The 13,780-nt window shown below is 58.0% G+C and carries 8 protein-coding genes; 7 read left to right on the forward strand and 1 reads right to left on the reverse strand.

Going from position 1 to position 13,780, the window contains the following annotated elements:
• The 7 genes from IQ273_RS10315 to IQ273_RS10345 all read left to right on the forward strand — a co-directional run.
• On the forward strand, nt 1–2,416 hold a 2,416-nt coding region (locus tag IQ273_RS10315), incomplete at its 5' end, for a hypothetical protein (protein ID WP_228052732.1).
• 27 nt (nt 2,417–2,443) lie between these two features.
• Nucleotides 2,444–2,818 carry a hypothetical protein gene (locus tag IQ273_RS10320; RefSeq protein ID WP_194023083.1) on the forward strand — a complete coding sequence of 125 codons (375 nt, stop codon included), beginning with the start codon at nt 2,444–2,446 and terminating at the stop codon, nt 2,816–2,818.
• Nucleotide 2,819: 1 nt separating this feature from the next.
• Nucleotides 2,820–3,464, forward strand: coding sequence for a hypothetical protein (locus tag IQ273_RS10325; protein WP_194023084.1), 645 nt, complete (start codon nt 2,820–2,822; stop codon nt 3,462–3,464).
• Between the two features lie 110 nt (nt 3,465–3,574).
• The gene (locus IQ273_RS10330) at nt 3,575–4,132 is read left to right on the forward strand and encodes a hypothetical protein (RefSeq protein ID WP_313898069.1); all 558 of its coding nucleotides are present in this window, start codon (nt 3,575–3,577) and stop codon (nt 4,130–4,132) included.
• Nucleotides 4,129–4,380, forward strand: coding sequence for a hypothetical protein (locus tag IQ273_RS10335; protein ID WP_194023086.1), 252 nt, complete (start codon nt 4,129–4,131; stop codon nt 4,378–4,380). Before IQ273_RS10330 ends, IQ273_RS10335 begins: the two co-directional genes overlap by 4 nt.
• 6 nt (nt 4,381–4,386) lie before the next feature.
• Nucleotides 4,387–10,983 carry a strawberry notch C-terminal domain-containing protein gene (locus tag IQ273_RS10340; protein WP_228052739.1) on the forward strand — a complete coding sequence of 2,199 codons (6,597 nt, stop codon included), beginning with the start codon at nt 4,387–4,389 and terminating at the stop codon, nt 10,981–10,983.
• A gap of 23 nt (nt 10,984–11,006) precedes the next feature.
• Nucleotides 11,007–12,659 carry a bifunctional DNA primase/polymerase gene (locus IQ273_RS10345; protein ID WP_228052741.1) on the forward strand — a complete coding sequence of 551 codons (1,653 nt, stop codon included), beginning with the start codon at nt 11,007–11,009 and terminating at the stop codon, nt 12,657–12,659.
• A 140-nt stretch (nt 12,660–12,799) separates the two neighbouring features.
• Here IQ273_RS10345 and IQ273_RS35730 read toward each other — a convergent pair whose 3' ends face one another.
• A complete protein-coding gene (locus IQ273_RS35730; protein ID WP_397197516.1) occupies nt 12,800–13,729 on the reverse strand; it encodes a lysylphosphatidylglycerol synthase domain-containing protein in 930 nt (309 codons plus the stop codon).
• Between the last annotated feature and the right edge of the window lie 51 nt (nt 13,730–13,780).

The raw sequence follows: 13,780 nt of genomic DNA on the forward strand, positions 1-13,780 counted from the left end.
TCTCCCCCTCGCCCTGGGAGCCATGCCCAGCCGCCATCCCAAACCCCTAACGGCCCTTCTCCTGGCCAGCATTCTCGCCTTCCTCCTGCTGCTGGCCCCCATCATCGGATTCCAGCCCGCCCACGCCGAAGCCTGGGACGAACACATCCCCTCCACCCAATACAACGGGGCACTGGTCCCCGACTGGGGCCACATCACCTTCTCCACCCTGCCTGTCATCAGCGAATCCGGCTCTCTCCAAATCCCCGATTCCCTCGCCGCACAACTGGGCTACAACCCCTCCCGCATCTGGTCAGAAAACACTCCTATCGACCAGGTGCTGATGCTCGGCGACCTGCAAGACGCCTTTGGCCTGCAAACCTTCAATCTTGGCACCATCGCCCAGCTTACCGGGCTCAACCTCAACGGCATCAGCCTGGCTAACTTTCCCCTCATTGCCCAACAAACCCTCGCCAGCCTGGTGGCGGCCATTCCCCAACTGGCCCAGCGTACCCTCGATCAGGTGCCTATCCTCAAAGACCTGGTTAGCCTCAACCTCAACAACCTCAGCCCTTCTGCTCTCAGTAACCTGGCCCTACAATCCCTCAACCTGAGTGACTTCGGCAGCAGCCCCCTGTCAGAACTGGCAACCAACGGCCTGCTGGGTCAATTTTCCCTCGGCGACCTGAATCTGAGCCAGTACAGCCTCACCGCCATCCCTGGCCTGGCCCAAACCCCCTTGGCAAACCTCCAGGGCTGGCAGCAAACCTTTGTCGGTCAGGTACCCGGTCTCTCCCAGGTGCCCTTCGCCGCCTTTCCCAATGCTCCCACCGCAGGCTACTTCGGCTTCATTGCCATTGATGATGTCACCTACGGCCCGATGGAGCATCGCAGTACTCCCACCCAGCGCTCCATCACCGGCAGCGACAAAGTCGGTTTCAACTATCAGTGCGCTCAATCCCGAGGCTGCGCCTACCTGGAACTCAACTCGCCTGCATCCCTCGGCGTAGCTGGCGATCCAGGAGGACTCCACGGGGCGCAGTGGATTAAAGGCGGCACGGGGCAGGGAGCCCAAATGGTGCCAGGGGGACACGGCATTCTGGGCGTCATCAACGGTGGGCAAGAGCCGACCGGGCGTTTGCCCTTTGGCCCGGTCTTCAAAGTGGTGCTCACCAACACCGATGAATCGTCCGGCACCGTCACCTTTGGTATCTACTTCCGCGTCTGCCACCACGGCTTGATCGACCTGGGCTGTACGCCCTACTTTATTGGCCCCATCCCCTGGTTCAGCGCCCAGGAAAAGGGCATCGTCTTTGTCGGTGAAACGCCAGGTACCCCACCCAGCGACATTCCCGATATTCCACCCCTGCCTGCCGAAGTGCAGCAGCAGATTGATGCCCTGATTCAGGCCAACAAACCGGATTCCCTCAGCGCCGTGACTGTGGATGGCCCTTGTCTGGCTAAAGTGATGAGCCAGGTGCCGCCCTCGGAATCCTCCGCTGCGGCTACGACCGTGCCTAAGCTTTTGGAAGCGGCGCAACGGGCAGGCATCACCGATCGCGCCCAGCTCGCCTATATTCTGGCCACCGCTGAAACCGAAACCAACTTTCGCCCCCGCAATGAAGACGGCGGCTATTGCGGCGAATATGGCCCCGGCTGCTATTACGGACGCGGCGACGTACAGCTCACTGGCCAAAGCAACTACCAGTACTGGTCAAACCGCCTGGGGGTAGACCTGATCAATCATCCCGAACTGGCAAACCAGCCAGATCTAGCCGCCACAATTGCCGTGGAAGGGATGCGCGATGGCACCTTCACCGGCAACCGCTTGGGGCAATACATCAACGGCCAGAACCATGATTTTGTCGGAGCTCGCCACATCGTCAACGACAGCGACAAGAGCGATCAGGTGGCGCAGCAGGCCGATCAGTTTCTGGGAGCGCTTAATCAATGCGCCACCGTGGCCACCACCACCGACACCAACCTCACCAGCGCTAACCATCCCGGTCAGCTGATTGCTCGCTCCAACGGCAACGCCACCGAGCAGAAGATCGTGAATGCCATCAATGCTCATTACAACGAGTCGTCAGCCGGTGGGCCGGGGGGTGGCAACGTCGCATGTGCCTACGAGGTCAACCGGGTACTCCAAGATTCCATCGGCCACAAAATAGGTTTCAATCCCAATCTGGTGTCCTCGGTTGAAGCCGACTTGCAATCTGGCTCCGGTCAACGTATCGGCGCTCAGTGGGCACATGCCGGAGATGTCATTGTGTTTCGCGGCTCGTCCGACGACCACATCGGCTTTTGCCTGAATGACGGCTGCAGCCAGGTGCTCTCCAACTCTTCCAGTCAGTCTCAATTTCGCTGGGTGGGGAGTCGAGGGTCTTACGAGACCTACTACAACACCCAAGGCCACATCTATCGCGTTCAAGGCTAGCGTCACGTCCTTAGGAGGGTTAACCCCATGATTTACCGCATGTTGTCTGTTTTGGTTTTATCCGCCGTACTGACGATTTGGAGCATGTTACCTGCTCTAGGCGATGTCTCGATGGATTCTCCGTTCGCGGCAGCGGTCACGACTGCTCTGAATATTCCGTCAAGCATTTGCACGCCCAAAATCCTCCACGCGGCCCAGATCGACCCCTATGCCCTGGTGGAATGGCAGTGCGGGGAAGGTGGAGGGGAACTGCTGCTTCAGCTCAAAGACGGGACTTGGCAGCCGGTCAATGGCGATGGTGGCTCCTATGAAAGCCGTGACTTGATCGCATTGGGCGTCCCTGCCGAGACTGCGGTGCAACTGGTGCAGCAGCTTCAGGCTCAGTGGAGTGAGGAGAAGTGACATGACCGCCAACCGCACGGTACTCACCCTCTGTCTGAGCTTCACGGTCGGACTCTTGCTGGTGACGCTGCCCTTGCTGGGCTGGGGCGACAGTCCCGCATCATCGGCGCTGTTGGCCCCGGTTCTGACCCAGCCTTCTCCCACCGTGGCGGCTCAGATCTACCTACCCACCCCCCTGCCCGATGTTGAGCTCCCCGATGGGGCACGAATCTGCCTAGAGCCCTTCGGCGAACGCTTCGATGTCTTCGGCACCGTGCAAGACCAGGGCAAAACCACTTACCTGCTCGGCCTCTACTCCGACTTTGTTACCACCAATCCCTTGGATGCCAGCGATGAGGTGATTGTGGTTGACCCGCAGCAGGGGTGCGATCGCGTTATCGATTCCACCTCTACCCGACGACCCCTCAGCAGCTATGTTTCCGCCAAAGCTGCTGAAAGCCTGGAGCTTCAGCGCTATCAACAGGCGATCGCTCAACTCGGCAGCCTCCATGCCTTTCAGCAAAGCCTGACCGCCCACATCAACGCCGAACACGGGCTGTATCTCCTCTCTGCTGAGCAGGTAAACGCCCTCAAACAGCTCCACGTCAGCTTTCCCAACACCTACCGCCTGCTGGCCGATGAAACCTTCCCCACTTCAGAACCATGATTCGCCTTCGCCTTTTGTCTCTTATCTGCTTGAGCTGTGGAATTTTCTTCCTTTGCGGCTGCACAGCCGCAAACGGACAGGACATCCCTCGAATTCCCGGCGCTCAAACTGTGTTGCCCGAGTTCCAAAGCCTGCTGCCGACGATCCAGCAACAGACTCAACTCGCGATTGTGCTCCCCACTGTCATTCCCACCGATGCTCTGGTGCCCTCGGACAGTGGCCCAAAGCCCTATCTAAACGTGCCGATCACCGCCGATGGCCGCTTTCAGCAGGTTGTGCCTCACCTCATGATCGCTACCGCCTCCCACTACGAAATCTCCCTTGATGCCACTCCCGACTGTCAGGGAGACGACCGCTGCTCTTTTGGCTTTCTCTCCGGCGAACAGGTCTTTCAAAACACCCCCACGGTGGCATCCCTCTATGCCTATGAACTCAAACCCGACTTTCAACCCATGGCGCGATCGCCTGAAGCCATGGGTGAAGTCTCCCTCACAGGCGGCATCACTGGCACCTTCATTCCCTTCGTCTGCGGGGCTAACTGCGACACGTCCAAGGTTTTCTGGGAGCAAAGCGGCGTGCGCTACGGCGTCGGTATCCGCTACGGCTCCCAGGCCAGCCTCATCACCTTTGCCAACTCTGTCATCCAAAACGAAAGGACAACGCCATGAACCCTGCCATTGCACCTGCCCCAATTGAGGCTGAAGTCGCTGAAGCCACCTTACCCGAGAGCATCAGCGAACTGACCCAAGCGCTGCAAGCCGTTCTCCAGCAGTACCTCCCCTTCGTCCCCGAAGATGTCTCGGTCTTCTTTGGTGGAGCCGAAGTCTACCGCTATTGCCCCTCGGACGACAGCGTTGCCTGGTGGGGCTACTACTGGGGCGACCCGGAAGCGCCCTCAGCGACGGGGGAGCCATGAGCCCTCATGAACCCCGACGCCAAAGAGCAGCTCATTCAGCACTTCCGCGATCGCCTCCTGGCGGGTACCCGCTATCCCCGGATCACTGAAGCAAGGCGAGAAGCCACCGACGTTCTGGGAAAGCTGATTGTCCCCGGTGACCCACTCACCAAAGTGGTCGATGAAGCCATGGAAGCAGCGGTGGTTAGAGCTTCTAGCCAAATGATCGGCCAATGCCCCACCACCCACGACGCCTACGATCGCCTGGTGGAATTGCTGGAGCAACAGCCCAATCTCACCGTCCGTTCCTCCACCTCTGTCCTCCAGCAGGCCTACAGCACCCCAGTTCCGATTGCTTACCTGGCCTCGGTTCTGGCCGATATCACTCCTGAAACCTCTGTTTATGAACCCACAGCTGGGAATGGGGCGCTGTTGATTGGGGCGAATCCAGAGCGGGTGATAGCGAATGAGATCAACGGCGATCGCATCGCCGAACTCCGGAGTCGAGGCTACCGGCAGCTCACCCAGAACGATGCCACCACCTACCAACCCCAGGAGGTAGTAGACCGAATCATCTGCAACCCGCCCTTTGGCTCGATCAAAGGAGCCAACCACCGCACCCAGCATTTCCCTATAGCTGATACCTGGACAACTCAGGTGGATCAGGCGATCGCCCTCAAAGCCCTGGAGGCAATGAAAGACAACGGGCGAGCAGTGCTGATTCTGGGAGGCAAAAAGGGCATTGACCCAGAGTTGCGATCGGAGCGTTACAACACCCGCGAAAGTCGCGCCTTCTTCTACGTTCTCTATAGCCAGTACGCCGTCACCGATCATTTTTCGATTTCCGGTGACCTCTACCGCAAGCAGGGAGCCGGATTCCCCATTGATGTCATCGTCATTGCCGGACGAGGGCCGTCTACCCGGCATCTCCCCGCTGCCCAAGTCCCTGACCTCAAAACTACCTTCGCTGAACTCAAGGAGACCTTACCGAATGGGCCAATACGACAGCTATCCCCAGATCTGGGCACCGCCTCGCTCCCAGGCGCTGTTCGTGGTGAAAGTCCCCCAGAACCTGCAATCCCTCGACCAATCAACCTACCTGGAATTGATGCAGCAACGGGTCATCTGGATGATTCAGCAGTGGATGCAGGAGATGGAGAGCGACCAGGAAGAAGTCCAAGCCTTTCTGAGCCAAATGCTGCAACGACTGGACTCAACCCAGCGAATTCCCCCGGTTCAACAGGACAACGACCTAGAGTACGCCCTGGTTCAGTGGCAAGAAGCCTGGGCCACCCTCCTGATTCGCGACAACTGGCGGTTCAAATATTTGCTGCCGGAAGCTATCGGAAATCAGACCTTTTCCGTGCAACCCCTATCGCCCAGTCAACCCAGCTATCAAGACCTCCTCGATCTCCATCAAGAGACATCTCTGGAAAGCTGGCTGATCAACCTTCTGCCCTAACACCCCCATCACTGCCTGGAGAACCCCCAATGGACGTGACAACCAACAGTGCTGCTGAACAAGATGCGACCGACTACGGTGCTCAGCTTAAGCAGGTGCCCTACTTGCCGCGCAGCCAGGCCCCTTCGACCAGCGTCTTAATCCCCTTCAACATGGTCAGCTCTGCGCAGGCCGCGTTGGATCAGTTTGAGCAGCGCCACGGCGATATCGATGAATTTCTGACCACTCGGTTGGGCTACACCAACGCGGAGGAGATGCATCAGTATCTCTCTGCAGAGCAGGTGGATGCCTCAGCGCTTGCCATCAGCAACATCGAGAAAGGCGCAGGCTTTATCGTTGGCGACCAAACGGGCATCGGCAAAGGCCGCATCTGCGCCAGCCTCATGCGCTACGCCCATCAACAGGGTAAAGACGTCATCTTTGTCACGGAAAGCAAAAAACTCTACGCCGACATGATGCGCGATGTCTCCGACATCGGCCTCTATCGGTTCAATCCCTTCATCACCGATTCCAGCGCTGATATCCCGCTATCGAATGGTCAGGTATTGACCACTAGCTCATCGGCTCAGCAAAAGAAGGCCATGCAGGAAATGATGGTCTCCCGGACGCTGAAGGGGCATAACGCCATTTTCACGACCTACGACCAGCTGCAAACCGTTGGCAAGAAAGAACCGCTGCGCCGTGATTTCCTCAGAACCTTTGCTCCCAATGCCATTCTGATCCTCGATGAGGCCCATGAAGCGGGAGGCACCAAAAATCAGTGGAAGCCCAATCGGCAGGCCCCTAACCGCGCCGAGTTCGTCCGCCAGCTCATAGACCTTTCCTCCGGCGTCTTCTACTCCTCGGCCACCTACGCCAAACGCCCCGACGTGATGGATCTTTACGCCCGTCGCACCGACTTGCGCCTGGCGGTCAGCAGCATGGATGCTCTGGAGAATATTCTTACCCGTGGTGGTGTCCCCCTCCAGCAAATGGTGGCCAGTAAGTTTGTCGCCTCGGGCCAGATGCTCAGGCGCGAGCGCTCCTATGACGGCGTTAGCTTTCAGGCCAAAGTCGTGCCGGTGGAGCGCGATGTGGCCGATGAATTCTCCGCTGCCATGCGAGCGATCAAAGACTTCGACCGGGCCAAGCAGAAGGCTATCAAAGATCTGGATAAGGAACTCAAAAAAGAAGCCAAAGCCCTGGGAGACGACAACGCCATCGGTGAGGTCGGAGCCAAGAGTACCAACTTCACCTCCTTGATGCACAACTGTATCGAGCAAGGGCTGCTGGCGCAGAAGTCTGAAGCCACGGTGCAGGAGGCGATTCACTCCTTGCAAAACGGCCAGAAGCCAGTGATCGCCGTGGCCAACACCATGGGCAGCTTCATCCAGGGGTACGCCGATGCCCATGACCTCAAGCATGGCGATCGCCTGGATCTGTCCTTTGCCAACTTGCTGGAGCGCTATCTAGAGCGCTCGCGGGATGTCGTGCTGCGGAACTACAAAGGCCAGAGCGATCGCCACCGCCTCACCGATGATGAACTCGGCGACGAAGGGCTTTTCGCCTACGAAGATGCCCTGGACTGTATCCGGGAAGGGGACTTCAGCCGTATTCCCATCAGCCCCATTGACTACATTGAGCAGAGATTGGAGCAGGCAGGCTATCGAGTTAGTGAAGTCACGGGCCGTAAGGCCGGACTGGACTATGCTCCCGATGGCACTACGACCTACAAAGTCCGCACCGAGAGCGAAACCTCCTCCAAAGCCAAAATCGAAGCCGTGGCCCTCTTCAACGCCGGAGATGCCGATGCCATCCTGCTGAACTGCTCGGGCTCCACTGGCATCTCCCTCCATGCCTCAGAAAAGTTCGCCGACCAGCGTCCCCGGCACATGATCGTTGCCCAGGCCGAGCGGGATATCAATGTCTTCATGCAGATGCTGGGCCGCATTCACCGCACCGGGCAGGTGGAATTGCCCAGCTACACCCTGCTGATGGGGGATCTGCCTGCGGAAAAGCGACCCGGTGCGATTCTTTGCCGCAAGATGGCCAGCCTCAATGCCAATACCACTGCCTCACGAGAGACCGACATCTCCATCAGCAACGTGGTGGATTTCATGAATGCCTACGGGGAGCAGGTGGTGAATGAACTGCTTACCGACGATTTGGAACTCAATGCCCAACTGGACTTCCCTACCCTCAAAGCCCAAAACGATGGCTCTGAGGTGGCCCTGATTAAGCGGGTGACGGGGGCCATCCCGTTGCTACCGATTGAGCAGCAGGAAGCAGTCTATGACCTGATTGAATCCGAGTACAAAGAGCTGGTGGATCAGGCTCGGGCTATGGGAGAAAGCATCCTAGAGGCAGATCAGCTCGATCTCGATGCCCGTACTACCGCCCGCATGGAGGTTATCCCGGATGATAGCCCCGTTAAGACCGAGTTCACGGGGCCGGTGTATCTGGAGATTGTCGATGCCAAGAGTGCCAGCAAACCGCTGACCCAGCTCCAAGCGGTAAATGTGCTGCGGGAAGGGCTGGGTCTAGATACGGTGAAAACGTTGGATGACCATGACCTGGGAGTGCTGGAGGCTCCGTCAAAGCAGCGAGCCAATGGGGCGATCGCATCCCTAACCGAAGCGACTGAAAAATATCGCACCGCTGTTCTCGCCACTAAGAATGAAGAGTCGGCGGCCAATAAGTTCAGCGATCGCCTCGATAAGCAATTTGACCAGGTCTCCTCAACCCTTGAGCAATTCCCCAGTGGTACCCCGGTTCGCATTGTCTCCAGCACTACCCAAAGCGTATTCTATGGGGTCGTTGCTGGAATCGATCAAAAGGTTCGCCCCGGCAGTCCCGCTGCGCCCAACAACTGGAAGATGCGGCTGCTAGTAGCGGATTCAGCAAGGCAGATCACCGTGCCCCTCTCGAAACTCAATAGCTGGCGCGAAGGGGCGGTCAACATTACCCCCCAGGCCCAGGACTGGTTTGGCAACGACGTTTACAGCCTCTTCGATAAGTTCCAGCAAAGCGGTCGGGTCGAGCGGCAAATTTTTACCGGCAACATTATCAAAGCCTTCGAGAAGTATCCCAAAGGTAAGCTGGTCAACTTCACTGACCACCAGGGCCAAGTGCGCCAAGGGCTGGTAATGCCCAAGGAGTTCGATATCCGTGAAGAGCTGGATAAAGAGCCGGTGTCGTTCAAGCAGGGCTATCAGGTCAAGGCCTTTCTCACTGATCTGACCAGTCGCCGAGGGGCAGTAAAGACTCTTGACGAGCTACTGATTCTCAAAGCCCAGGCCAATGGCGAAGGTTTCGTGCTGCAGGCTCCCAAGGCCAAAGAATCGGGGGCGAAATACTTCCTCGATGAAGCTTTGATTACAGCCGTCGGCAACGACTTCCATTCCGTGGCGGATCGCATGGAAGTGGTGGTGCCTCCCGAACGGCTGGAGCAAACCCTCACGGTGCTGATGAACCAGCGCCAGTACACCTTGGCAGCTTTTGACCACAAGGAAGTGGCCCGTGAGTATCTCGGTATTCAGCTCCCCAAACTGGAGGTGATTGATGGGGCGATGCCTGCTCCAGCTCCTGTTCGTGAACCTCTTCCCCTGCCTCCTCCTCCTCTTCCTCCAGCATCAGCCCAGCCCACCACTTCTGCTGGGGGAATTCTGCCGCCTAAGCAGCAGCAGGGCCAGATTGAAAAGCGCATCGCCACCTTCCTGGAGAAAGCCGGAATTCGAGAGGCCATTACCGCAGGCGAAGACTACCACCTCAAAATCGAGAATGAGCCCTACATTCCTCTGGTGGTGGAGCGGCAGCTCGATGAGCTATACCTGACCCACTACCTGGAGCAAAACGGCGACACCTTCATCGACACCGAAATGGTGTTCAAAATCCAAGAGGACGGGCAACTCCGGTTCAAGGAAGTAGCCACCCAAGACCCGATTCGAGGGGGAGAGCTGAGAGCCCCGGATCGCCTCTTTGCTCAAACCTTCTCCCGCAATATCCAGCACCAGGGCTTTGCTGAGGCGGCAAAGCAGCAGCTTCAGGCTCAGTCAGTTCAATCTCAGACAGACGTGACTCCTAACGTTCAATCCGTACCTGCTGTCCCTGAGCCCAGCCCCCTGAAGCCAGAGCTCAAAGCTTACCTCGACCTCAAAGCCCAGTATCCCGATGCCCTGCTACTGAGCAAAACAGCCGATGGACGCTTCTACGAAGCCTATGGGGAAGATGCCAGAGCGCTGGCGGCGAAGACCGAGGTCATTCTCACCAGCACCGATTCGGGCAGCCCCGAGCTGGGTCGGGTAACTGTGACGGGCTTTCCGGTTCATGCCAAGGACCGCTATCTCGAATGGTTGCGGCAGAGTATCTCGGTGGTGACAGTCAATGGCTCAGAGACCATCGAGGTACATCCTCAGATCGAACCTTCAGAGAGTCCAGTGGCGGCTCCGGTCAATCAGGCCTCTGAAGCACCCGCAATTCCTGACGAGCCAATCAGGCCAGCGATCGCCCTGGCCCCTGAAATACCGCTGACCGCAGAAGAGCAGCCGAGTCTGTTTTCCCTGGAAACCTTTGCAGGGCCAGCCCAACCTCCAACCCATCTCGTTCAGGGCGATCCGGCCTGGAACCAGACTGCCGAGCCTCTACCCTCCACCGAAAAGCCGGTTGAGGCTCCTCCTTTAGTCGCCGAGGAAACCCGATCGCCCCCACCAATCACGGCCCAGCCCTCCGTTGAAGACCTAAGGCAATGGTATCGCCATGCTCGCGATATCGGCCGGTCGGAGCAACACCTGAAGCAAATTGAGGTGATCAGCCGGGGTGCAATGGCCGGGAAGGCGCTGGGCGATCTTGACCTCCAGGCCATGACCCGTGATGAATCCGCCTGGCAGGCTCAGATCACCACCGTCACCGAGCAGGCCCGCTCCATCCTCAACCTCGTCGGTACCCAGGACAGCGAAGGCCAACACTTCAGCGGCAAAACGTACCAGATCCACGGCAGCAACCACCACCTCAGCATCGCCGCTACCGGTCGAGGGGATCTTCTGAACCTAGAGCAGGGCCAAATCACCCTCGCCAAAATCACCCACGTTGATGCCCAGCGGTTTCAGACCTTTGCCGAGCTAATTCAAAGCCGTGCGTTGACTGTTCAGACCGCTCAGCGGCAACCCGTTGGTTTAGAACCCTAACCTTTCCCTATCTGGTGATGGCCATGGCCCTTCCCCACAATGCGGGCGTCTGGGCGACGGTGCAGTGGTTAGCGGCGCGAAAACTCCCCGCACTGCCTGTCGCTCCAGCTCAAGACCCCTATCGCTATCCGCGCATCGTGGCAGCGAAGCCGCAGCGGGGCATCTACGAGCATGTTGAGTGCTACTGGCAGGACGGGCAGCTTCGACCCAATCCCTTGTTCACCGGCAAAAACCCGTCCTATCTGGATGGGCGAGGGATTCCCCATCTGGTCTATCACCACCACTACCAAAACCGATTGCCGACTCAGCAGGAACTACGCCAGTGGTTTGCCCATCCTCAAACCGGGGTGGGGTCTCTCGGGGGGCATCAGGGTCTGGCCTGGATTGATTTTGATACCAAGGGCTTTGAGTCGTCGAAGGCCTGTGATCAAGCGATCGCCCAGTGGCTAAATCAGCATCCTCGCCTCAAAGACACCTTTGCCGAGCGCACCCACAGCGGCGGCTGGCGATTCGCCGTCAAGCTACAAACCTCGCCAGGCTTCACCAATTTTGCCCTTGAACCAGGCGGGGAACACGTTGGCGAAGTGCTAGGTACAGGCCGTTTCACCGTTCTGGCTCCCACGATTGGCCCCAGCGGGAATCCTTACCTATCCGTTCAGCGAGCCGAGCCAGTCGAAATTGGTGATCTGTTTGAAATTGGTCTCTTCAGTTCGTCCTCTCGGCAGGCGGAACAGCGACCTGCCCACTATCAACCCAAGCCACCTTTGCCGCCTTTGCAAACTAACTCCGGCCAAGGGGCCATTCATCTGGCTGATCTGGTGACCACGAAAGTGCGAGATATCCTGACTGGCCAAGATCTTTACCAAGATGAGTCAATGTCGCTGGTCGCTGCCGCCAGAGAACTCTATGGCAGCGAGAACTGGGCTTTTGCCAATAGAGTTCCGCTGGTAGGCGATCTCGCTGAAGCCTTGATTCACCGCGTCGGCGATGCCTTTGGCTATGACGACGACAAGCTCCGCCGCTGCCTGGCGCTGGTTAATCCTGAAACCTGTCATCCCGCCAGCGTTTATCGGGGGGATGAAACGGCTCTGTGGAAGCGGGTACGGCGCTTAGACCGAGGTGTTTTTGAGTCTTGCTGCCCGACGAGCACTCAGACCGAAATTACCAGGAAGATCGAGGCTTATGGGCGATTGCCCACCCCAAGTTCAAATCCTTCCAACTTGCAGAAACCGACGCTCATCCAGCTTCGGGAGTGGTACCGAATCGCCAGGGTAATGGAGGCTCCTGAGAGCACCTTGGAGGCGATCCAAACCATTGGTCAGCGAGTGGCTGAGGGCAAACCGATGCCGAGAAAAGATCGAGAATTCATGCAGCAGCAGCTCCAAAGCTACTGGCAGCAGGTCAATACCGTGATTCACCAAGCAGGACAAATTTTAGAAAAAGTGGGACAAAATAGCCCAGCGGGAACAACCTTCGAAGGCCGCACCTACCGAATTGAAAAAATTGACGAGGGAATTTTACAGGTTTCGGCTCAGCAGCGAGGCATCATTCTTGCGGTGGGGGAAAGCTGTATCCAGTGCTGTCATTTAAAGAGAGTGGACTTTGAGCAGTTTACTTGCTTTAGCCAGCACCTTTCTCTGTCTGTCTCTAGAGTTCCGCAGTTGGAGCTGGTTTAACGTGATGCTCAACAGTGGTGAGCGATCTGGGACATGATTGTTCTGCGATGTGATTGTTTATCCTGCGGCAAGCGGAACGCTGACACTATAGAGGTTGGGGACACTACCGCCAAGCCGCCCTAGGCGATCGCAGGCCCACCCTAGCTCAGCTTGATCCCTTTAACCCGGTGACGGCGTCGCCGCAGTTCGTAGAGCGCCAGCAGCCCCACCCCCACCAGCAGGGGCAAAAAGTAATAGACCAGCCGGTACACCAGTAGTGCCCCAAGCAATTGGTCAGAGGGGATAGGCGGCGAGATCAGCAAGATTAGCACCGTTTCAAATACCCCTAAGCCCCCCGGCACATTGCTGATTACCCCGGCGATTTGGGCCAGCAGGTAGCTGCCAAAAAAGATGCCATAGCTCAGGTCAGGGTGGGCGGGTAGCAAGGTATAGAGTACCGCCGCCGCCAGCGCCCAGTCACAGGAGGTGATAGCAATTTGACTCAGAGCTAGGCCAGGGGGCAGATGGGGCAGCACCCGGCCCCTGATGTTGATAGAACGGCGGCTCAAGGTGGTGAGCCACAGATAGGCCACCGTGATTGCCAGAAACAGAATTCCTAAGGGATGCGCGGTCTGAAAGGGCAGGTGCAGCAGACTCGGCACCGAGAGCGGCTCTACCGTGAATACCAGCCCGCCCACGGCAAACAGACCCAGCCAAAAACTGAGGTTGCAAAAGGCGATGATCTGGGCAATTTTGCCGGGGCTGAGCCCCCAGGCGGTGTAAAAGCGATAGCGAATGGCGCTGCCGCTGAGCAGGGCCAGACCCACGCTGTTGCTGATGCCGTAGCTGATTGCCGCCACCAGGGCGGTTTTAGCGTAGGGCAGGGGCTGCCGCACAAACCGCGCGGCCAGGGTGTCGTAGCCGGTGAGAAAGGCGTAGTTGAGCGCGGTTAGGGCGATCGCCCCCGCCAAGGCCCAGGCCGAAATCTCGCCAATGCTGCGGAGAATGTCGCCCGGCTGGTGCTGGTGTAGCTCGCTGGAGATTGCCCAGATCGACAGGGCAAACAGGCCCAGGCTGAGCACAATCGGCACCGCGTGAGCGAGGCGCTTGAGGCCATTGGTGAGGGCGGTGCTCAAAAACTG

Source organism: Nodosilinea sp. LEGE 07298, from assembly GCF_015207265.1.
Lineage (GTDB): Bacteria > Cyanobacteriota > Cyanobacteriia > Phormidesmidales > Phormidesmidaceae > Nodosilinea.